Below are 21,832 nucleotides of genomic sequence, written 5' to 3' on the forward strand. Positions count from 1 at the left end.
GACTCGCAACTCACCTCTTTGCTCAGTCTTCCATTGTAGATAAGTCGCCCGTAGGTAAATCTAATTCCCAAGCCTTTAATACACGGCGCATGATTTTACCACTACGTGTTTTTGGCAGTTTGTCGCGGAATTCGATTTCACGAGGTGCAGCGTGTGCAGCTAACCCCTTTTTAACGAATTGACGAATATCTTCTTTCAGTTCATCTGTTGCTTCATAACCATCGATTAGCGCAATAAAGGCTTTTATAATCTCGCCACGAACCGGGTCCGGTTTTCCTATGACACCAGCTTCAGCAACAGCTGGATGTTCGATGAGCTTACTTTCTACCTCAAATGGTCCTACCCGTTCGCCGGACGTCATAATTACATCATCGACTCTCCCTTGGAACCAAAAATATCCATCTTCATCCATATAAGCGGAATCACCTGAAACATACCAGTCACCTGGCATAAAGTAAGAATCATATTTCTCTTTATTATTCCAAATGGTATGCATCATAGATGGCCACCCTTTTTTTATGGCCAGATTACCCATGCGATTTGGTGGTAGTTCATTCCCTTGGTCATCGACAATGGCTGCTTTTACCCCTGGAATTGGTTTACCCATGGAGCCAGGTTTAATTTCTAGGCTTGGGTAGTTACAAATGAGTTGAGCACCCGTTTCAGTCATCCACCACGTATCATGAATACGCTTATTGAATACTTTCACTCCCCATCTCACCACTTCAGGATTCAATGGTTCACCTACACTTAACACATGTCGTAGAGTGCTTAAGTTGAATTTCTTCACTACTTCATCCCCAGCGCCCATTAACATACGAAAAGCTGTTGGTGCACTATACCAAACCGTAACACCATAATCTTCAATCGCCTGATACCATGTTTCTGGGCTAAATCTGCCTCCGACAATAAGGTTTGATGTTCCTGTCAACCAAGGTCCGAAAATACCATAAGAAGTTCCTGTTACCCAACCTGGGTCAGCCGTGCACCAATAAACATCATCTTCTTTTAAGTCCAATACCCATTTCGCCGTTTGATAATGTTGAATCATCGCATTGTGAACGTGCAGCACACCTTTTGGTTTACCAGTGGAACCAGAAGTATAATGTAAAATTAGACCGTCTGTCGGTTCTACCCATTCAATTTCTAATTCTTTACTAGCCTTTTGCATATATTTACGGAAATCTAATAATTTTCCATTTTCTTCTACATTCTCACCAACAACAAAAATATGTTTTAAGTTTGGTAATTTATCAGCGGGTACACGATCTAATAGTTCAGGAGTCGTAATAAGGACTTTTGCTTCGCTATCCTCTAAACGGTCTGTTACTGCTCCCTCCATAAAGGCTTCAAATAGTGGTCCGACTATGGCACCTAGCTTGATTGCGCCAAGAACTGAGAAGTAAAGTTCTGGTGAACGTCCCATAAAAACAAATACGCGATCACCTTTTTCAACGTCTCCATGTGCTTTTAGTACATTAGCCGCTTGGTTTGAAAAGTCCTTCATCTCTTTAAAGGTATACTTCTCTTTATTCTCACCTTCACGATAATAGAGCGCTACCTTGTTTTTCTTATCACTTTCAGCATGGCGGTCAATTGCTTCGTACGCCAAATTCATTTTCCCTGTTTCGTACCAAGAAAATTGCTTTTTCGCTTCTGTCCAATCAAAACTATTATACGCTTCCTCATAATTTTTCAAATTATGGTTACCTTGTATTGCTGGCAGCGCTTCCAATTTCATGTTCATTTATCCCCCTTTAAACTTGTTTAAACTATTATAATATAAATACTTTTTTTTCACAATTTTTTAAATTATAAGGCAGTAAATTATCTATAAAGACTTATTAAATTGTATGTTAAGAAGGGATAACGATTAAAAGCTGATTCCTTCTGTGTTATTGATACGATTTTTTTATAATCAGGGATAGCTCAGGAAAAGGGATTTGCGCGTACATCTGAAGGTAAACGGGCAAGGATAGTTGAGGAAAAAAGGATTTGCTTGTGTAGCCACTTTTTTCAAAAATGTCAACAGTTCGATCAGCTAGCTGTTTTTTTATACTTACCTACTGTGAAGTAAGATTTTACATTCCCCCTTACTTTATCTGGTGTTGAAGCTACTCTGGGTTTTTAATTTTATGCTGATAGCTTTAACAAACGTTCTTACTTCTTTTATTGCTATGATTTTCTTCACGGCTACATTGCCTGTTAGGAGTAATCTAAAAAGGCTGACGTAAATATTATGTTAAATCCTCCCTTTCCATTGATCAAATATAGGGCAATTAAAATAAAAAGGTTTCAATTCCCACTAAAATTTTTATATAATCTACATATTATTTTAAATTGTCATTAAATTGATGTTTTTTATATGAAAGCGCTTCAGTAGTTTATGTATAATAGATAGAAAGATTAATTGTTTTAGGCGGTGAATGAATTGCAGCATCTGAAAACGTATAATGCGATGAAACTGAATACGGCAAACGGAGAATTAATCATTGAAGGACCGATATCTGCCGACGTTCTAAAAACCTATGACTTTCATCATGATCTTGTTGCTTTCAGACCTCCAGAGCAACAGAGGAAGGCCTTAATTGAGATTGCTGGTTTACCTGAAGGAAGAATCATTATTGCTAGATTTAGAGATACGATCGTAGGCTATGCGACTTATTTATATCCAGATCCGTTAGAAAGATGGTCAGAAGGGAAAATGAATAATCTCATAGAACTAGGGGCAATAGAAGTGATTCCTGCCTTTCGAGGAACGGGAACTGGAAAAAGTATCTTACGCGTATCGATGATGGATGATGCGATGGAAGATTATATTGTTATTACTACCGAATATTATTGGCATTGGGACTTAAAAGGAACTGGTTTAAACGTATGGGAGTATCGCAAAATCATGGAAAAGATGATGAATGCAGGGGGACTTGTTTGGTTTGCTACCGATGATCCAGAAATCAGCTCCCATCCCGCTAATTGTCTAATGGCCCGGATTGGTAATCGGGTAAGCACAGATTCCATTCAACAGTTCGATAAACTTCGATTTATGAATCGCTTTATGTATTAGTTTTTCTTAAAAAGGGGGATTTTAAATGATTGTTGAAGAAATGATGAAGAAGGAAATCTTTACACTTACAGAAAATCACCTCATTGCTGATGCACTCCAACTCATGCGTGATCAAAAAATCCGCCATTTGCCCATTATCGATGAAGCCAATCACCTGATCGGCTTAGTAACAGATCGAGATATACGGGATGCGACGCCTTCTATACTAGATACAGTTCAATTAAAAGAAGGCCTCTCACAACCAATTAAACGAATTATGAAAACGGACATTATTTCTGGACACCCATTAGACTTTGTAGAGGATATCGCTGCGACCCTTTACGAGCACCGCATCGGTTGTATGCCCATTCTCAACGATAACCAATTAGTCGGCATTGTGACTCAGACAGACCTCCTTCATACTTATGTAGAATTAACAGGTGCCCATCAGCCAGGGTCACAAATCGAAGTAAGAGTGCCTAATCGTACAGGTAAGCTCTTTGAGGTTACCTCCGTATTTCGTAATTTAAAAGCCAATATTCTTAGTGTCCTCGTCTATCCAGATAAAGAGGATAGTAATTATAAAATTATAGTCCTTAGAGTCCAAACAATGAATCCGCTTTCTCTTGTAGACAAATTACGTGAGGAAGGACATTCTGTACTCTGGCCTATAGATCCAAGGAAGTGAACATCATGGACCGTTCTGTTTTTTTATATTCTGATGCATTACTTAACTATCGCTTTAATGCTGAGCACCCTTTTAATCAGCAACGCTTAAAATTAACTTTAGATTTACTACAATCTATCCATGCGATAAAAGACACGCAAATGATTGCACCTAGAATAGCAACAGAAGAAGAATTATTACTCATTCATGATCCAGGTTATGTTCGTGCTGTAAAGTTAGCAGGTAATGATGAGCTTCCCCAAGAGCAGGCAGAGAGTTACGGGCTTGGAACCGAGGATACACCTATTTTCCCTCAAATGCACGAGGCCAGTAGCTTACTTGTTGGAGGCGCATTGACTGCCGCTGATTATGTCATGCAAGGGAAGGCAGAACACGCCCTTCATTTAGGCGGGGGACTTCATCATGGCTTTAGAGGTAAGGCATCTGGATTTTGTATCTATAATGACAGCTCAGTGGCAATCAAATATTTACGAGAAAAGTACAATGCCCGTGTCCTTTATATTGATACGGATGCTCATCATGGTGATGGTGTACAATGGGCGTTTTATGATGACCCAAATGTATGTACATTATCTATCCATGAAACCGGTAGATACTTATTTCCCGGAACAGGGAATATTAACGAAAGAGGTCATAGTCATGGATATGGCTATTCTTTTAATATACCTTTAGACGCTTTTACAGAGGATGATTCGTGGCTACATGCATACGAAACGTCCTTTAAAGAAGTAGCAGCGTTTTTTAAACCAGATATTATTTTCACCCAAAATGGTGCTGATGCGCATTACTTTGATCCGTTAACACATCTTTCGGCAACAATGAGAATATATAAAGAAATACCAAGGCTCGCTCACCAACTCGCTCATCAATATTGTGAAGGAAGATGGATAGCCGTTGGTGGGGGTGGATATGATATCTGGCGGGTAGTTCCGAGAGCTTGGTCACTTATTTGGTTAGAAATGATTGAAAATTCAAGCGGAACAGGACCATTACCTTCTGATTGGATTGAAAAGTGGGAAAAGGAATCTCCATTTAAGTTGCCACAAACTTGGGAAGATTCATCGGATATATATGATCCCATTCCAAGAAAAAATGAAATCACTGAAAAAAACGCTAAAACGGTGGAAAAAGCGCTTTATCCCTTAAGAGGAAAAAATGAATGAAAAATGAAGTAAGGCGCAAAGTTTTGGGACAGAAGTTATTAAGTAATGATAAAGGTTAGGAAACATAACTAACATCACCTATTGATCTATGAGCTAAATTATCAATATAGAAAGCTGAACTATTGTAGCATGTTCCCGATGTGTGAGCTTGTCTAATCATAGTTCGGCCTTTTTAGTTGAGTTGCTGCAAACCTTTTGTCCTAACCTCTTCTCTTTTATGAAGAAGTAGCTAAACATTGTAACAGAGTGTAAGCAGCTTGCTGGGCGCTGACAGTAAGAAACACATATTATGATTCGTATTCTTTTATATTTACTGTTATATTCTTATTTTTCCGGCAGAAAAAAATCCTGCGAAGCATTCAGATCTTGTTTTCCTTTTGAGTAACTTGCTAATCCTTTTTGCGAAGCGCTCAGCTCTGGTTTTGTTCCTGAGTGACTTGCTAACATCTTTTGCGAAGCGCTCAGCTCTGGTTTTTCTTATGAGTGACTTGCTATTCCCTTTTGCGAAGCGCTCAGCTCTGGTTTTCTTTCTGAGTCACTTGCTAACATCTTTTGCGAAGCGCTCAGCTCTGGTTTTTCTTATGAGTGACTTGCTATTCCCTTTTGCGAAGCGCTCAGCTCTGGTTTTGTTCCTGAGTAATTTGCTATTCCCTTTTGCCAAGCGCTCAACTCTGGTTTTCTTTCTGAGTGACTTGCTATTCCCTTTTGCGAAGCGCTCAGCTCTGGTTTCCCTTCTGAGTGACTTGCTAATCCTTTTTGCGAAGCGCTCAGCTCTGGTTTTTCTTCTGAGTGACTTGCTAACATCTTTTGCGAAGCGCTCAGCTCTGGTTTCCCTTCTGAGTGACTTGCTAACATCTTTTGCGAAGCGCTCAGCTCTGGTTTTTCTTCTGAGTGACTTGCTATTCCCTTTTGCGAAGCGCTCAACTCTGGTTTTGTTCCTGAGTAATTTGCTATTCCCTTTTGCCAAGCGCTCAACTCTGGTTTTCTTTCTGAGTGACTTGCTATTCCCTTTTGCGAAGCGCTCAGCTCTGGTTTCCCTTCTGAGTGACTTGCTAATCCTTTTTGCGAAGCGCTCAGCTCTGGTTTTTCTTCTGAGTGACTTGCTATTCCCTTTTGCGAAGCGCTCAGCTCTGGTTTTGTTCCTGAGTGACTTGCTATTCCCTTTTGCGAAGCGCTCAGCTCCGGTTTCCCTTCTGAGTGACTTGCTATTCCCTTTTGCGAAGCGCTCAACTCTGTTTTGTCCCAGTCTCTGCTTGTTTTAACTTAATAGGATCACGGGAGTCTATTCTCCAAGATTCTCAATTTCATTGTAAATAGATGTGATGTCATTAATTGTTTGCATAAATTCTTGGTCCTCGATGAATGCCTCAGATAATGTCCCTTTCTCCAAACCTTCCTCAAGCTTAACTAAATGCGTAGATAATGCTTCATTTTGTTGCACCAACTCAGCATGCAGACTATCAATTAATTCTGGTGCTTCAGTGTTTTCAATTGTATCGATGGCATTTTGTAAATCCTCTACATTTTTTTCCAGTGATGCTGCAACATTCTCATCCGTTATCGCTTGCTCTGCTTGTTCCGGAAATTCGTTGGCAAACTGTGTAATCTCATTCATATAATCTTCCACATCATTTACGTAAGCCAACGTATTTTTTGTATCTTCAATTGGCGAACACGCAGACAAGCTTAACAACATACCAAAAGCTGCAAGGTAAACTTTTGTTTTCATCCCTTATCTACCCTTTCTTTTCTTTAACTGTTCTTTTATGATTGGCACTGCTTTTTTCTTCAAAAACTTCACGCCTTCTTTTTGAATGAGTCTCTTTAGTAATTTTTTCACAGCCATTAGTCTTCACTCCTTAATAAATGAGTTAGTGTTTCTTTTTTAAAAGCACGACAAAAACCCTTACCAAAGAAACTTGGTAAAGGTCTCGCAAACAACGAATGTTGCCAATAAAGCCGAGGGAGAGCCCCTGTATTGACGACTTTACTGTAACTGCTACTCCCCTTTAGACAAAAGGTAGTTGTATATTTAAGTTTCACCAATTATACCATGCCCATATTTAACCTGCAACTGATTGCAACCTTCATCTGAAAGAACAAGTCGATGACAGTAGCCCAATCAAGCTTAGCCTTCCACTCCTTGGGATGCATCCCACTTTCCTTGTAATTTGCGCAACAAGATGATTTGACCCGTATGATACGCCGTATGCAAATAAAGATGACTCAATGCCTCACTGGCATTATTCATCACTAAATCATCCGCTGCTTCTAGGTTTTTTTTCCAATCATTATATAATTGATGAATCCTCTCTCTCGTGTGAGAAAAAGTTACCCCTTCAGCCAACTGAAAAGTATTTTCTTTAGCTTCATCAACTGGCTCTTCTTTGAAGCGATGCAAGTATCTTTCATTATAATAAAGAAGATGTGTCGTGATTTCATGGATACTATGAACGTCTTCGTTCGGTTTCCAATTTGCTTCTTCATCACTCAAGTTTGTTATGCTATTCAGCAAACTAACAAACCACCCATTTTCATGATGTGATGCATTTAATTGCTCGTTTAATACCTCCCTTAATTCCATCACTTTGCCCCCTTTTGCATCTTATATCCAAACATCATTTTCAGCCGTCAATGATGATTTCACCTCTCCTGTATTAATCACTCCTTTCGGTTCAATTAATATGACATGGCACTCTTCTTTTGCATATGGACAATGTTCTACTCCCTGAGGGACAACGAATAAATCACCATTCTTTAATACCACATCTTCTTCTCTCATGCGAATCGTTAATTCACCTTTAACTACCAAAAATACTTCGTCTGTATCATCATGCTTGTGCCACACGAACTCCCCTGAGAATTTAGCGACCTTCAATTGATAATTATTCATTTCTGCAACAACTTTTGGAGACCAAAACGTATGAAATTTTGTTAGTTTTTCTTGAATGTTAATGGGTTGATTGTTCATTTTTATGCCTCATTTCCTTGTGAAATAACTTTATTCATTTCTTTTGCTGCACTGATTGCCTTCGTATCTTTTTCGATATCTCTCGGTTTATTTCCTTCACCCAATATATATCCTAAAAACTTCATTCCCATAAAATCAAAGATGTACAGAAATTGTTGAATCATTGGTAATCCCTTGATCGTTGGCTGATCTCCACCAACAGCTATGACATAAGCTTGTTTATTTTCCATGCACTTCTTAAAGTGTTTCATTTCGGGATCCCTGAGTGTTTGGGACCAACGATCGATAAAATTCTTCATCATACCGGACATACTATACCAGTAAATAGGTGTAGCAAATATTAACGTTTCATATGTCATTATTTCTTGAATTAATTGTTGATAATCATCATCCACTAGAGGAAAACCGCCTTCACTATGTCGATGATCCTTTATAGCATCTATTTGATAGTTAGATAAATGAAATTCCTTAACTTTCACCCCATTTATCACTTGTTTCGTCAACCATTCAGTATTCCCGCTTTTACGTGTTCCACCATATATAACTGCTATTTTCATTACGATTCACTCCTCTAGTTTCCTATCATATTAAGTTTAATCTGTTTCTATTAATAGATACAGATGATAATATAGATATCATCAATCGAAAAATACGATCAATGCAGAAGGTGAAAAAATGGATATGAAGCAATTAAAGACCTTTCAAACAGCGGCCACTACTTTGAATTTTACAAAAACTGCAAAAATGCTTAATTTTGCACAATCAAGTGTAACCGCTCAAATTAAAGCATTAGAAGCAGAACTGCAACACCCACTTTTTGAAAGGTTGGGAAAAAAGCTTGTCTTGACCGCTACCGGTAAAGAATACAAGAAGTATGTTGACCAAATGTTAAGGTTAAATGATGAGGCACTACAAAAAATAAGTGACAAACAGTTTAGAACAGCCTCCTTAACAATTGGCGCACAAGAAAGTCAATGTACTTACCGACTTCCACGAGTTTTACAATTATTTAAATCACAGTTTCCTCATGTAAAATTGACGTTTAAACCTGCCCATTCTGATGATTCAGCAAGAGCACTTATAGATGATGGTACACTCGACCTTGCCTTTATCATGGATGTGAGAAAAACCCCTGAGACCTTACTGACAGAGACATTAATAATTGAAGAGTTAAAAATGGTGGCAGCGCCAGAGTATGCAATTAAATCAAGCGTTACCCTAAAAGATTTACAAAATGAATCATTTCTCTTAACCGAAATCGGATGTGCCTATCGCACTTTATTGGAGCAGACTTTAGCGGGGGAAAATGTCTTTTTGCATAACAGTATTGAGTTTGTGAGTATAGAGGCCCTTAAACAATGTGTAATAGCTGGACTAGGTGTGGCTTTTCTTCCCGCCATGGTCGTCAATAAAGAGCTTCATAACGGTCAATTAAAAGAAGTTATTTGGCCAAACGAACACATTCAACTCTATACACAAATAGCTTGGCATAAAAACAAACAAATGACACCACCACTACAAGCATTTATTGATTTAACTAGAAACGTATTTAAAGAGGAGAGAAAAAAAGCTGTTAGTTCTTATTAATAAGAGTTAATCCTATTATCGATAGCTTGGCAGTTACTATTTAATGATCGTCTCCACTATGTGAAATAATGTCGTAACAAGTTGTAACGCAAACAATCTAAATTTGCGCAAGGAAACAAAATTTACTAATGAAAAGGCTAACACCACCATCGCTCGGCTTTCACTTCTGCTTTTCCACTCTTGTCCATCATTTCCTTATATGAAAAAACCCAATCCGATTTGATCAGATTGGGTTTTTACTATCGCCTATTACTCTCATAAAAATATTTGATTGAGCGCTCAATCATCAATCATTTTTATTTATAAGAATGCCACTGTTGTTTCAACACTACATGGTTTTTTTGCATATATTGTAGACTTGCAACAAGCGCAAATCCTATCATAAGAAAAATGACAACCATGCCGATGACTCCATGCCATTCGTAGCGCGACCAAAAGAATCCAGCAACTGTACCACCGACACTAGAGCCGAAATAATAAAGAAATAAATAGAGCGAAGAGGCTTGTGCTTTGTCATGTGTTGCTCGTTGGCCAACCCAACTTGAAGCAATGGCGTGTGCCCCGAAAAAGCCAAATATAAAGATAGATAAACCTAAAAGAATGCCGATGATATGAGGTATAGCCGTACAAACTGTACCCACTATGGCCAAGGTGAAATAACTAACTAACATCTTCTCTTTACCGTAAGAACGAACAAGTTTTGCGTTAATTGTAGAACTAACTACACCGATTAAATAAATAAGAAATAACCAGCCAATCGTTGCATGACTATATGAAAATGGCTCGCTCATTAATAAATAACCAACATAGTTAAACAATGCCACATTGCTGCCTAATAGTAAAAAACCGATAAAAAACAAAGCTAACAACATTGGATCTTTAAGATGGTCAATTAAAGAATTGGATAATGAACGAAGGTTTAATAATCTCGGTTTAAAGAATTTTGAATCAGGTAAACTTCGTTGAAAATACATTGTGGCAATAAAGCCAATCAGTCCCACGCCAAGGATAGCAATTTGCCAGCTGAAGTAATCTGTAATAACACCAGTAAACACACGCCCAAAGACAGCGCCTGTGGCATTCCCACTAATATAAAGGCCCATTGCCTTTCCTAAACTTTTCGGATCCATTTCCTCAGATAAATAAGCCATTGCAATAGAAGGCAAGCCTGCAAGTGTCACACCAATGAGCACACGATAAATAAGTAATATCTCAAAAGAAGGACTAAATGCTGTCAAAATACACAGAAATGAGGAAATGAACATGGAATAAACCATAATCGGTTTTCTTCCCCACACCTCTGATATAGACCCAAAAAATAACATACTAATCGCTAAAACTACTGTTGTCAGGGAGAGGGAGAGACTTGCTTCTGCTGGGGTAATAGAAAAAATCTTCGAAAACTCCGGTAGTAATGGTTGCATGCAATAGAGTATGGCAAAAGTATTAAAACCCGCTGCAAAAAATGCGATATTCACTTTTTTAAAAAGGTTGGTACCTTGCTGTATGCCGTTCATCAATTCATGTTCTCTTCTTTCTTTTAGAATAGTTCTTCTAACATATTCTTTAATATTAAACATCGTACCACCTTTGAATCGATATGTATAATGCATTATAATAATAAAAATAATGCATTAATGTAATGGAAAAGAGTGAGTCTATGGATATTCAACAACTGCTTTATTTTCGAACTCTTGCGGAAACAGAACATATGACACAATCAGCAGAGAAACTATTGATTTCTCAGTCTGCATTAAGTCGTTCCATTGCAAGGTTAGAAGATGAATTAGGCGTGCCATTATTTGAAAGACAAGGGCGTGCTATTCACCTTAATGCTTATGGGGTTATTTTTTTGCGAAGAGTAGAGAAAATCATTCAAGAATATGTAGAAGCTAAGCAAGAAATTCAAGACCTTATTCAACCGCATACTGGAACGATTTCTCTTGGCTTTCTCCACACATTAAGTACCAACATTATCCCCGATATGATTTCACAATTCCGTGATTCTTACCCTGAGACACATTTCCGACTTAGTCAAGGAGCTTCACATGTCATGTTAGAGCAACTCTATAATGGGCAAATTGATTTATGTTTTATTGCACCTAATGAAAAAGATGATCAGGTAGGCTGGATGAAGTTATGGGAAGAAGAACTTTTTGCTGTCGTACCTAAAAACCATCGGCTAGCAAAGAAAAAATCTATTACACTCGAAGAACTAAAATATGAACCAATCATCCATTTAAAGAAAGGTTATTCTTTAAGAGAAACCGTTGAGGGGCTCTTTTTAGATGCAGGCCTCACGCCAAAAATTACGTTTGAAGGAGATGAGGCAGATACAGTCGCAGGGTTAGTTGCTGCAGAGCTTGGGGTTTCAGTTTTACCTGATTTGAAAGGTATCAACAAAAGTAAGATTATACAAATTCCAATTAGTCGACCACATTGTTTCCGTATGATTGGTATTGCCTGGTTAGAAAGCCGTTATATGTCACCCATTACTAAAACGTTTAAAAAATTTGTGACAGACCAATATATCTCTTCTGGATGGTAAAATACAAAGCCATCCAGAAAGATATATTCAAAACCGATGTTGATGAAGATTCCCGAACCTTTCAAACCATGCTAATGCCTTCTGTTCAACTTTTTTCACATAAGCATTTTTTCCTTCTATATAGGCATGGATATCTGTCGAGTGCTTGATGGCCAACGATTCTTTTAAGGCACCATATTTTCCAGCTTCTAATGGATGAGTCCGTAAATAATCACGAAAGGCAAGATGTCTAATAATCTCCTTACTGTCTTTTGCAAAAAAATGAAGATGATGCGTACGATTATCATGTCCTTTTTGAAAATATCTTCTTCCTCTTATACCATTCTCTCCTCTTGCCTCATACCCTAATGCATTCATTTCAATTAAGTAATCATCAACCTCTGTAATATCTTTGACAACCGGTAATATATCAATAATCGGCTTGGCTTTAAGACCTGGTACTGAGGTGCTACCGATATGAAAAATGACTATCATTTTATCTTTGAAGACTCGTTTTAACTTCTGTGCCTCTACTTCAAAGGCCGTAGACCATTGTCTATCATAATTAAGTACTTCTACTTTCCTCATGATTACCTCCATTTCCTAGGATTGAATAGTCCCTCTATCTGTTCGAATAACGATTGGCGCTTCTTTAGCGTATTTATTTGAGAAAATCCACCTTCTACCAACAGGAGCAACAATAATATAAACTCCATCATCATATTCTCCGAAAAAGTTTAAATATTTCTCGTGTTTAATTGATTCGTTGTTTCTCACTGGTATTCCTTTATCTTGTAATTGCTGAGCAAGCTCTATTATATGGTTTGTAGCGATACCTACCTCACTTATATTTAAAAAATGAGCCTTATGAAAATGCGATTCACTAGCTACTGCTGACGTTTTTCTTGCAATCAATTCAACGATATTACCGGATGGATCCTCGAAATAGATCGCTTTTGCTTTCGCTTCCTTAAAGTCTGCCTCATCTTCCCCCTCCTCCATTGCCAATTTAACTCTATTACTTAACCAAACTTTCGCTGATTGAAGTAAGTTAGGTGGAATATTAATAGCAAAATGATAAAAAGATGCCTGTTCAATCTCCTCTTGAATGGTTAACAGACTTGTACCGACCTGAAATGTAATCTGTTGTTTAGATTCTTTATATACATTTAAACCCATCACTTCTTCATAAAATTTTCTCGTTTCATTGTAATTACCTACATATATTGTCAGCTCTTTTATTTGCATACGTTTCTCCTCCTTACCGTTTCTTTCATTATACAAAATGACCGCTGTTTAAAAGTCAGTCTATAGGTTGAGAAAAAACAGTTAAATATTATATGGTAAGGAGTAGGCATAGCTTTTTTTGGGACCAAAAAAATGAAAAAAGCTATAGAATCAATTAGATGATTCCATAGCTTCATTGTGTTTATACTCAGGATCAAGAATAATAACTTCTACTCTGCGATTTTTCTCCCAATTTTCTGAGCTATTATTTGCGGCAATCGGCCTTGTTTCACCGTATCCTACTGCAGTAAAACGAGACGGTTCTATTTCATTATTATCCACTAAATAACGAATAACACTACTTGCTCGAGCTGAAGATAATTCCCAATTCGATGGGTAGCGATACGTTTCAATTGGGCGATTATCTGTATGGCCCTCGACTCGGATAAGATTAGGCATTTCTTTGAGCATGACCCCTAAGCTTTCGAGAAAACCAAATGAATCTTCAATAAGATCGGCTTGGCCCGTTTCAAACAATACTTGCTCTTGCAGAATGAGCACAACACCTCTTTCATTTCGATTGGCTGTAATCACATTTTCCAACCCATTAGATTTTAGATAACTCTCAACTTCCTGAACAAGTGAATCAAGTGAATGTGGTGTACCTGTCTCTGTTTCATCTGGCACAGATTCACGTCCATCATCAGGTAATATTGATGAGCTAGATTGGAATATCCCTACTTTATTAAATGAATCTGAGACAGCCTTAAACTTCGTCATATCCACTTGTGACATCGAAAACAGAAGGATGAAAAAAACGAGAACGAGCGTAACAAGATCTGAATAGGTCACCATCCAAAGGGGAGCACCCTTTTTATTGTTCCTATCTCTTTTAGAACGGCGGTTATTGCGCCTCATGTTCAAAGTCCTCCGTTAGCTCTAGTCGCCCCTCGATAGATTTTTTCTCAGTTTCGGACAAGTAAACACTTAATTTCTCTCGTAAAATCGTTGGGTTCTGTCCCGTTTGAACACCAATTACTCCTTCAATCACAACCTGTTTATAAAAAATTTCATCATCCGTTTGTGATTCAAGTTTCGCAGCTAAAGGATTGAAAAAAAGATTTGCTAGTAAAGAGCCATATAAAGTCGTTAAAAGAGCAATTGCCATTCCGGAACCAAGTTCTGAGGGGTCATCCATATTTTTCAACATAAGGACTAGTCCAATTAATGTACCAATCATTCCCCAAGCTGGTGCATAATCCCCTGCTTTTTCAATAATATTCCTCCCTTTTCGATGGCGCTCTTCCATTGCATCAATATCGGCATCAAGTATATCCCTAATCATTTCTGGTTCAATTCCATCAACCGCCAACAACACACCTTTACGGATAAAAGGATTTGGTTCATTTACAACTTCTAACTCTAAAGATAATATACCTTCTCTTCTAGCACGGTCTGCTAACTTAACAAAGGTCTCAATCAGGCTCTCGATTGACCTTTCTTCTTTAGAAAAGCCTTTTTTCATTACTATAAAAGTCTTTCGTAAATCCTTCATTTGGAAGGATATAAAAAGACCTGCAACTATCCCACCAATGACAATAAAGATGGAAGAGAAATCAAAAAAATACTTGACCCCAGTCCACCCACCGGAAGCAACAATTCCAAAGATAATCATGATTACACCGACCATTAAACCAACTGGTGTTAACTTGTCTAACTTTCTCATTCTCTCTCTCCCTAATGACGAAATTAGAAAACTCGCCTATTGGCGAGTCTTGCAAGAGGTGAAGACAAGTTGTTCCTTATTAGCTGCAAAGACACTTATCTTCTCACTTGACCATTTTTTCTTACCTTAACATGTAAAAAGTGAGAATTACCTTGTAAACTCGGTAAACTCACTTTACATGTCTTTCCCTCTTTTTCTCATATCGGTCGGATGATTATTTTGTTGAGTTACGCTGTTCAATTCGGTGCGGAAGTACTACTGTGTGATCTGTGACTTCTTCCTTATTCATATACTTCGTCAATAATCTCATTGCAACTGCACCTATGTCATATAACGGTTGTACAACAGATGTAAGTTGTGGTCTCACCATTAAAGCTAATCTTGTGCTATCAGAGCTAATCACTTCTACATCCTGAGGTACGTGATACCCTTTATCTTGCGCCCCATGAACGATGCCCAATGCCATTTCATCTGAACCAGCAAATATAGCAGTTGGCTTGCTATCTAACTCTAACAACCGTTCAAATGCTTCCAAACCTGAGTCATATGTGTAGTCCCCTTCAATTACCCATTCTTCATGATACGGAATACTCGCGTCTTGAAGAGCTCTCTTATAGCCTTCTAATTTTTTCTCTGCATTGATTGGTTCTCTTAAAGGGCCAATCAGCAAGGCAATTTTTTCGTGACCTTTTTGAATAAAGGCTTCCGTGGCATCATAAGCTGCTTGTTCATAATCGATGTTAACAGAAGGAATGGTTTGCGACTTTTCAATAGAACCAGCAAGTACAATAGGTACAGGAGATTTCTCAAATTCCGTCACATGTGCTTCCTCTATATTACCGCCCATAAAAACAATCCCGTCCACTTGTTTTCCTAACATCGTGTTTAATAGATGTAACTCCTTGTCCATATTTTGATCTGAGTTACTTAAAATAATATTATACTTATACATCGTTGCGATATCTTCGATTCCTCTAGCTAACTCCGCGACAAAAGTACTCGATACATCGGGTAATATCACCCCTACTGTCGTAGTTTTTTTACTAGCAAGTCCCCTTGCAACAGCATTAGGGCGATAGCCTAAACGTTCAATTACCTCTAATACTTTTTTTCTTGTTGTCGGTTTGACATTAGGATTCCCATTGACAACCCTTGAAACAGTAGCCATTGAAACATTTGCTTCGCGTGCTACATCATAAATCGTAATATTCATGTCACACACTCCTTCTACTTTTTCTATATTAATAAAATGTATTTATGTATGTCATTCTTCTACAAACCTTATTTGTTCAGCAAGAATTGTAATTATGTATAATCATACGATACTTTTCTCTTCCCTCGCAACTTCATGCTGAAATATTTATGAAAAAGTCAAAAAATAGTTAGAATCTAACCTACATAACTGATATCCCAAAGTTCTATCCTATTGTTCAATTCCTCACATAATCTTGTAAAAAAATTAGAAACCACAACCAGCTTACTACAAATTTTTTTAAAAAGATATAAAAAAGCCGACTCAAGAGGGACGGCTACCATTCCCCTTAAATCAGCTTTATTATACCATTACACTTGAATTTGTGAAGGAAGTTTAAGTGCGTTCATGAATTGATCAAATTGATTTAAATCCATTTGCTGAGCGGAATCAGATAACGCCACTGCAGGATCTGGATGTACTTCTGCCATAACCCCATCAGCACCAATTGCAAGTGCTGCTTTTGCAGCTGGAAGTAATAAATCTTTTCTTCCAGTTGAATGAGTGACATCAACCATAACTGGTAAATGTGTTTCTTGTTTTAAAATTGGAACAGCCGTAATATCTAACGTATTTCTTGTTGCTTTTTCATATGTTCTTATACCTCGTTCACAAAGAATAATTTGGCCATTTCCTTGTGCCATGATGTATTCAGCTGCATTAATGAATTCTTCAATCGTTGCAGACATACCACGCTTTAAGAGTACAGGCTTATTGATTTGTCCTGCTGCTTTTAGCAATTCAAAATTCTGCATATTTCTAGCTCCAATTTGAATAACGTCTAAGTACTGCACTGCAGTTTCCATATCATTTGGGCTTACGATTTCTGAAATAACAGCTAAACCATATTCATCTGCTACACGTTTTAAGATCTTCAAGCCTTCAACACCCAAACCTTGGAAATCATAAGGAGAAGTTCTAGGCTTAAATGCGCCGCCACGTAACAACTTCAAGCCTTTAGCTTTCACAGCTTCAGCAACTGATGCCACTTGCTCATATGATTCTACTGCACATGGCCCAAAGACAAGATGCGGCTGTCCGTTACCGATCTGCTCTCCATTTATATCAACAATTGTATTTTCAGATTTTTTCTTACGGGATACTAATAATGCTTTGCGATGGTCATCCTTTTGTAATTCTAAACCAGCTTTAAAGATCTCCTTGAACATATGCTCAATTGTTGAGTTCTCAAAAGGTCCATTATTATTCTCTTTGATTAGATCCAACATCGCTCTTTCACGGACAGGATCATAACGATAGACTCCTTGTGTTTCCTTTACCCTTCCGATTTCTTGTACAAGTTCTGCTCTCTCATTAATTAAAGAAAGCAACTGAAGGTTAATTTCATCCACTCGGTTACGCAATTGCTCTAGTTCTTTACCCATAATAGTCCCATCCTCTCAATTGTTATTACATTAAAGCTCAATTCCGAAAAAGCGAAGATGAGTACAATACTTTCTTGCTTCATTCAGATATCACTTATTTGTTTTGGTGATAATTATAATACATTTTTTATAATTGTTGTTATTATATATGAAATATACGCTTCTGTCACTAATTTTATCTTTATTAATTAGACGCTTTTAAGCAATAAAGCAAATTGATTCAAAAGGATGTGATTCTTTTGGGTGAGAAGAAACAATTTTTTGTCTTAGATATAGGAACAAGGTCAGTCATTGGTCTCTTTATTCTTTTTGAAGAAGGTGAGTATAATTGTGTTGATTACTTTGTAAAGGAACATGATGATAGGGCAATGATGGATGGACAAATTCACAATATCCAATCGGTTGCAGAAACAGTTATTGTTATTAAACAATACTTTGAAAAAAAACATGGTCCCCTTCAAAAAGTATTTATTGCTGCAGCTGGTAGATCATTACGAACCGAACGCATAATGGCTAGTATGGATATAAGAAATTACCCTCCTTTAACTGCTGACTATATTCAATATTTAGAATGGCAAGCTCTTCAAAAAGCACAATCTACTATTACAAATAAAACTCATCATACAGAAATCCAAACAGATTATACCTTTGTAGGCTATACACCACTGTATTATTTTATTGACCGACAGCCTATTGGGAGTTTATTACATCAACAAGGTGCTCAAGCGAGTATAGAAATTATTGCCACCTTCTTACCTAAGCTTGTTATCACCTCTCTAGAAGCAACTGTACAAAGAGCAGGGTTAACGATCGATGGACTAACACTCGAGCCTATTGCTTGTGTACAAACTTTAATTCCTCCATCCTTACGACATTTGAATATAGCTGTATTAGATATCGGAGCAGGTACATCTGATATTGCCATTACTAATGAAGGAACAATTACTGCTTATGGGATGGTGCCACAGGCAGGTGATGAAGTGACAGAGTTCATTCAGCAATTAACACTAACCGATTTCCATGAAGCAGAGCGGATCAAGCGGCAATTGGTCGACCATGAATCCTTCACATTTGAAACATTAAATAACACAAAACAACATATCTACTCAAAAGACTTAATGAGTAGGCTTTTTCCCTTTATCGAACAACTTGCTCATTCACTTTCAAAAAAAATACAACAGCTAAATAATAAAAAGTCACCTCTTGCCCTCATAATAATTGGCGGTGGAAGCTTAACACCAGGCATTCAAGAATTACTTAGAGACCAATTAGATTTGCCTCCTCATCAAGTCATGCTTAAAACTTTAAATAGCTTAAAACATCTATCATTTCCAGAAGAGCTAGCTTCTCACCCGATGTATGTCACACCTTTTGCAATCGCAATTGCAGCCAACGAAACTCCGCTCAGATTTGTTCCTATTACAGTCAATGGAGAGACAGAACGATTGCTAAAAATCAAGACTCTCACAGTAAAGGATGTCTTATTAACTGCAAAATATCTCACAAGGAATTGGTATGGAAAAATTGGCTCTCCAAAAGTAATTACCGTTAACAAACAACAAATGACCATTCCAGGAAGTCACGGAAAACTGCCATATATTTATTTGAACGGTAAAAAGGCAAAATTAAATGATGCCGTTCACGCTCATGATGAAATAAGTGTCGTAAGAGGAATGAGTGGGGAGCCAGCGACTATTAGAGTATCTGATTGTGTCGGAGAAACCGAGAATAAAAGTATTTATATTCACGATGCAAAATACACCATTATGCCCTTAATAAAGGTGAATCAAGTAACAGCATCCACTCAACAGCTACTCGAGGACGGTGATCATATTGAATATATGATCCCATCGACAATTACAGAAATCTTTCATTCATTAGATTTGACACATCTATTAGAGAGCGTAAAGCCATATCAACTGATCATCAATGGGAAGCAGACAATCATTCCACCGCATAACGGAAAAGTTATTTGCAATGGAAATTCGATATCTTTAACTAGTCATGTCAACCATTTAGATCGTTTAGAGATCATTGAGCCGCGCCCATTAACACTGGTAGAATTCATAAAATATAAATCTTTACAATACAAGGCCAGTATAACGATTAGTGTCAATAATAAAGAAGTTACGCTTTATAAACAACTTTTGCACATAATCAGAGAAAAAGAGAAATTAGTTGAGGAATCACTTATACATTCAGGAGATGTACTAGAAATAATAAAGGAAGATGACCAAGCAAGGTTTTATTTTCATGATGTGATTAAATTTGCAAAAGTTCAAATTCCTTATCATGGTAAACTTCAATGTACATTATTTAAAAACGGCAAGAAGTCCTCTTTATTAGAGGAAATACAAGAGGGGGACAATTTAAAAATTCACTGGTCAACTAAAAATTACACACTCGTGCGGAAAAAACACATAACTCCTTCAACCAATTTAAAAAATGTTCCGAACGACTCACGTCCATATTAGACAAATAAATCGTTCGGGATAGATAACTTCCTTAAGCTTGTACAGCCTCATTTAGGGTATCATATGTAATTTTACGGTGGGATGTATGCCAAGCCACTTCTTTATTAACAAAAAGAAAAGCTTGTGGAGATTCGTGTTTTACTTCAAATATTTCTGCAATCTCGTTTGACAATGGGCGATCTTCTTGAACAACTAAGTAATAAGCTTTCACATCACTATTTTCATTTGTGTATTTTTCATATTGCTCGTAAGCATCTGCGCTGATTGGGCAAGTGTTACTGTGCTTAAGTAATAACATCTTCTCATTCTCTTGCAGTGCTTGTTTAAATGCTTCTTTTGTATTTAATCTTTCCATTTGAATTACCTCTCTTATTATAATTATGGTATACCTCACATTATTTTACTAAAAAAGAAGCACCTATGACAAATCGAGATCATAATAAAGCGGTAAAGAATAGATGGCTCTTTACCGCTTTATTGAATACTATTGATTTACTTTTTCTTCTGTTTGGTCAAAAGCTACTTTCGTTTCTTCTAATCTCTTTTGTGCTTCTGCTTCCGATGTTGGAGCATTTTCTTCAGCTACTGCGTCATCTTTTGCAGTCATTTGTTTAATTTTATCTTTCATATCTGCAGACTGCTTTGAGACTGTTTGTTGTAAGTCACTAGATTTTTCTTTTGCTGATTGGACAATTTCATTGCTTTTTTCTTTAGCAACCTGAACCCATTCAGTACCTTTTACTTTAGCAGTATCAGCGATATGGCTAGATTTTTCCTTTAATTGAGAAGCTTGTGTATTAATATCACTTATTAGTTCCTTACCTGATTTAGGTGCAAGTAATAATGCTGTACCAGCACCTACAATACCACCAATTAGTGCTCCGATGACGAAATCCTTTGTATTGATGCTATCTTCATTTTTGGCCACTTGTTTTGATTCATTTTCTTGACGATCTTGGTTACTCATCATTATCATCCTCCAAATTGAATTTATGACCTTGCTCTTTCTCTTTTCTTGCTAGGAACTGGGATAGGATCCTCAGCTGTATAGGTTTGCGCTGGTGCTTGCTTACGTTGTTTATATTTCTCTCTTAATTCTAAGATGACATTACCCCAGCTAATAGCTTGTGCAACTTTTTCTTTATTCGACTCTAGCTGCTGACTGACTGAAGATGATATATTTTGAATAGAACCATTAAAGGTTCTTACTGAGTCCCCTACTTCTTTTACGGCACCAACAACATTATTCAAGCTTTCAGATTTCTTTTGAATATCTTCTGCTAATGCATTCGTTTTATGTAAGAGTACTGTTGTTTCCTTGGTCACTCCATCAAGCTGTTTTTCTAACCCGTCTAATGTCTTAGATACACTTGTTAACGTTACTTGTAGCGATGAGAGTGTTTTAGAAAGGTAGATGACTAAAACTAAAAAAGCAATGGCAATAACCGCTACACTCAAATACAAGATAATTTCCATTAGGCACACCTCCGTATTTTCAAAATAAGAATGATTCAAAGAAAAGAGCAAAGTATTTAATTTATTATTGCTTTTCCCCAATTATGAGAGAATAAACGCTCTTTCCAAATAATCCTTTTTATTTTATCTGTAAATATTATCATAATATAAACAATTACTTAAATGAAGCGATTAGACCTAACGGGAACCTTACTTATCTATTTTATCCTAAGAAAATCATTTATTCTGTCTTTTTCTCTAGTTATTTTCGAACAAACATCCCACTTTAGGTTACAATAAGAAGGTAGTAATCAATTTTTTATTCGGAGGGATA

22 protein-coding genes are annotated in these 21,832 nt (G+C 37.2%); 6 read left to right on the plus strand and 16 right to left on the minus strand.

Annotated features, from left to right (window positions below):
• Positions 1-22 precede the first annotated feature (22 nt).
• On the minus strand, positions 23-1,741 hold the full coding sequence (acsA, locus tag MKY26_RS11880; RefSeq protein WP_095372244.1) for an acetate--CoA ligase: 1,719 nt from the start codon (positions 1,739-1,741) through the stop codon (positions 23-25).
• A 690-nt stretch (positions 1,742-2,431) separates the two neighbouring features.
• Between acsA and MKY26_RS11885 the strand changes: the two genes are divergently transcribed.
• The 3 genes from MKY26_RS11885 to MKY26_RS11895 are packed head-to-tail and all read left to right on the plus strand — an operon-like array spanning position 2,432 to position 4,894.
• A complete protein-coding gene (locus MKY26_RS11885) occupies positions 2,432-3,064 on the plus strand; it encodes a GNAT family N-acetyltransferase (RefSeq protein WP_095372243.1) in 633 nt (210 codons plus the stop codon).
• A 25-nt stretch (positions 3,065-3,089) separates the two neighbouring features.
• Positions 3,090-3,731: an acetoin utilization AcuB family protein gene (locus MKY26_RS11890; RefSeq protein WP_307316775.1), complete on the plus strand. Its 642-nt coding sequence runs from the start codon at positions 3,090-3,092 to the stop codon at positions 3,729-3,731.
• A gap of 5 nt (positions 3,732-3,736) precedes the next feature.
• Entirely contained in the window at positions 3,737-4,894 is a 1,158-nt protein-coding gene (locus tag MKY26_RS11895; protein WP_180316943.1) for an acetoin utilization protein AcuC, read from the plus strand.
• Between the two features lie 579 nt (positions 4,895-5,473).
• Here MKY26_RS11895 and MKY26_RS11900 read toward each other — a convergent pair.
• The 5 genes from MKY26_RS11900 to MKY26_RS11920 all read right to left on the minus strand — a co-directional run bounded on the left by MKY26_RS11900 (position 5,474) and on the right by MKY26_RS11920 (position 8,422).
• On the minus strand, positions 5,474-6,124 hold the full coding sequence (locus MKY26_RS11900) for a hypothetical protein (protein WP_341097611.1): 651 nt from the start codon (positions 6,122-6,124) through the stop codon (positions 5,474-5,476).
• A gap of 52 nt (positions 6,125-6,176) precedes the next feature.
• On the minus strand, positions 6,177-6,623 hold the full coding sequence (locus MKY26_RS11905) for a DUF6376 family protein (protein WP_307316769.1): 447 nt from the start codon (positions 6,621-6,623) through the stop codon (positions 6,177-6,179).
• 399 nt (positions 6,624-7,022) lie between these two features.
• Positions 7,023-7,478 (minus strand): DinB family protein, encoded by a 456-nt coding sequence (locus MKY26_RS11910; protein WP_095372239.1) that lies wholly within the window; start codon positions 7,476-7,478, stop codon positions 7,023-7,025.
• A gap of 21 nt (positions 7,479-7,499) precedes the next feature.
• Positions 7,500-7,865, minus strand: a complete 366-nt coding sequence (locus MKY26_RS11915; RefSeq protein WP_095372238.1) for a cupin domain-containing protein — start codon at positions 7,863-7,865, stop codon at positions 7,500-7,502.
• Between the two features lie 2 nt (positions 7,866-7,867).
• The gene (locus MKY26_RS11920; protein WP_341056871.1) at positions 7,868-8,422 is read right to left on the minus strand and encodes a flavodoxin family protein; all 555 of its coding nucleotides are present in this window, start codon (positions 8,420-8,422) and stop codon (positions 7,868-7,870) included.
• 118 nt (positions 8,423-8,540) lie between these two features.
• Here MKY26_RS11920 and MKY26_RS11925 point away from each other — a divergent pair, with 118 nt between their 5' ends.
• Positions 8,541-9,452, plus strand: coding sequence for a LysR family transcriptional regulator (locus MKY26_RS11925; protein WP_307316763.1), 912 nt, complete (start codon positions 8,541-8,543; stop codon positions 9,450-9,452).
• A 296-nt stretch (positions 9,453-9,748) separates the two neighbouring features.
• Here MKY26_RS11925 and MKY26_RS11930 read toward each other — a convergent pair whose 3' ends face one another.
• Positions 9,749-10,969: an MFS transporter gene (locus MKY26_RS11930; RefSeq protein WP_095373627.1), complete on the minus strand. Its 1,221-nt coding sequence runs from the start codon at positions 10,967-10,969 to the stop codon at positions 9,749-9,751.
• Between the two features lie 143 nt (positions 10,970-11,112).
• On the opposite strand from MKY26_RS11930, the gene MKY26_RS11935 reads away from it, so the two are divergent.
• Entirely contained in the window at positions 11,113-12,000 is an 888-nt protein-coding gene (locus MKY26_RS11935) for a LysR family transcriptional regulator (RefSeq protein ID WP_095372235.1), read from the plus strand.
• A 27-nt stretch (positions 12,001-12,027) separates the two neighbouring features.
• Here MKY26_RS11935 and MKY26_RS11940 read toward each other — a convergent pair whose 3' ends face one another.
• From MKY26_RS11940 to MKY26_RS11965, 6 genes are all read right to left on the minus strand, one after another.
• Positions 12,028-12,567 carry a GrpB family protein gene (locus MKY26_RS11940; RefSeq protein ID WP_307316759.1) on the minus strand — a complete coding sequence of 180 codons (540 nt, stop codon included), beginning with the start codon at positions 12,565-12,567 and terminating at the stop codon, positions 12,028-12,030.
• Between the two features lie 15 nt (positions 12,568-12,582).
• Positions 12,583-13,227 (minus strand): hypothetical protein, encoded by a 645-nt coding sequence (locus tag MKY26_RS11945; RefSeq protein WP_307316757.1) that lies wholly within the window; start codon positions 13,225-13,227, stop codon positions 12,583-12,585.
• A 150-nt stretch (positions 13,228-13,377) separates the two neighbouring features.
• Entirely contained in the window at positions 13,378-14,124 is a 747-nt protein-coding gene (motS, locus tag MKY26_RS11950) for a flagellar motor protein MotS (protein WP_322910355.1), read from the minus strand.
• Positions 14,111-14,932 (minus strand): flagellar motor protein MotP, encoded by an 822-nt coding sequence (gene motP, locus MKY26_RS11955; protein WP_322910356.1) that lies wholly within the window; start codon positions 14,930-14,932, stop codon positions 14,111-14,113. The genes motS and motP overlap by 14 nt, the downstream gene beginning before the upstream one ends.
• 214 nt (positions 14,933-15,146) lie before the next feature.
• On the minus strand, positions 15,147-16,145 hold the full coding sequence (gene ccpA / locus MKY26_RS11960; protein ID WP_224938773.1) for a catabolite control protein A: 999 nt from the start codon (positions 16,143-16,145) through the stop codon (positions 15,147-15,149).
• A gap of 350 nt (positions 16,146-16,495) precedes the next feature.
• Positions 16,496-17,569, minus strand: a complete 1,074-nt coding sequence (locus MKY26_RS11965; protein ID WP_285840908.1) for a bifunctional 3-deoxy-7-phosphoheptulonate synthase/chorismate mutase — start codon at positions 17,567-17,569, stop codon at positions 16,496-16,498.
• Positions 17,570-17,808: 239 nt separating this feature from the next.
• On the opposite strand from MKY26_RS11965, the gene MKY26_RS11970 reads away from it, so the two are divergent.
• Positions 17,809-20,043 (plus strand): cell division protein FtsA, encoded by a 2,235-nt coding sequence (locus tag MKY26_RS11970; protein WP_341097629.1) that lies wholly within the window; start codon positions 17,809-17,811, stop codon positions 20,041-20,043.
• A 31-nt stretch (positions 20,044-20,074) separates the two neighbouring features.
• Here MKY26_RS11970 and ytxJ read toward each other — a convergent pair whose 3' ends face one another.
• From ytxJ to MKY26_RS11985, 3 genes are all read right to left on the minus strand, one after another.
• Complete coding sequence (gene ytxJ / locus MKY26_RS11975) at positions 20,075-20,398, minus strand: bacillithiol system redox-active protein YtxJ (RefSeq protein ID WP_095372227.1); 324 nt, start codon at positions 20,396-20,398, stop codon at positions 20,075-20,077.
• Between the two features lie 129 nt (positions 20,399-20,527).
• Positions 20,528-21,013 carry a YtxH domain-containing protein gene (locus MKY26_RS11980; protein ID WP_341097632.1) on the minus strand — a complete coding sequence of 162 codons (486 nt, stop codon included), beginning with the start codon at positions 21,011-21,013 and terminating at the stop codon, positions 20,528-20,530.
• A gap of 20 nt (positions 21,014-21,033) precedes the next feature.
• Positions 21,034-21,519, minus strand: a complete 486-nt coding sequence (locus tag MKY26_RS11985; RefSeq protein ID WP_095372226.1) for a DUF948 domain-containing protein — start codon at positions 21,517-21,519, stop codon at positions 21,034-21,036.
• Positions 21,520-21,832 lie beyond the last annotated feature (313 nt).

This window comes from Cytobacillus sp. FSL R7-0680 (genome assembly GCF_038009245.1).
Classification (GTDB): domain Bacteria; phylum Bacillota; class Bacilli; order Bacillales; family Cytobacillaceae; genus Cytobacillus; species Cytobacillus kochii.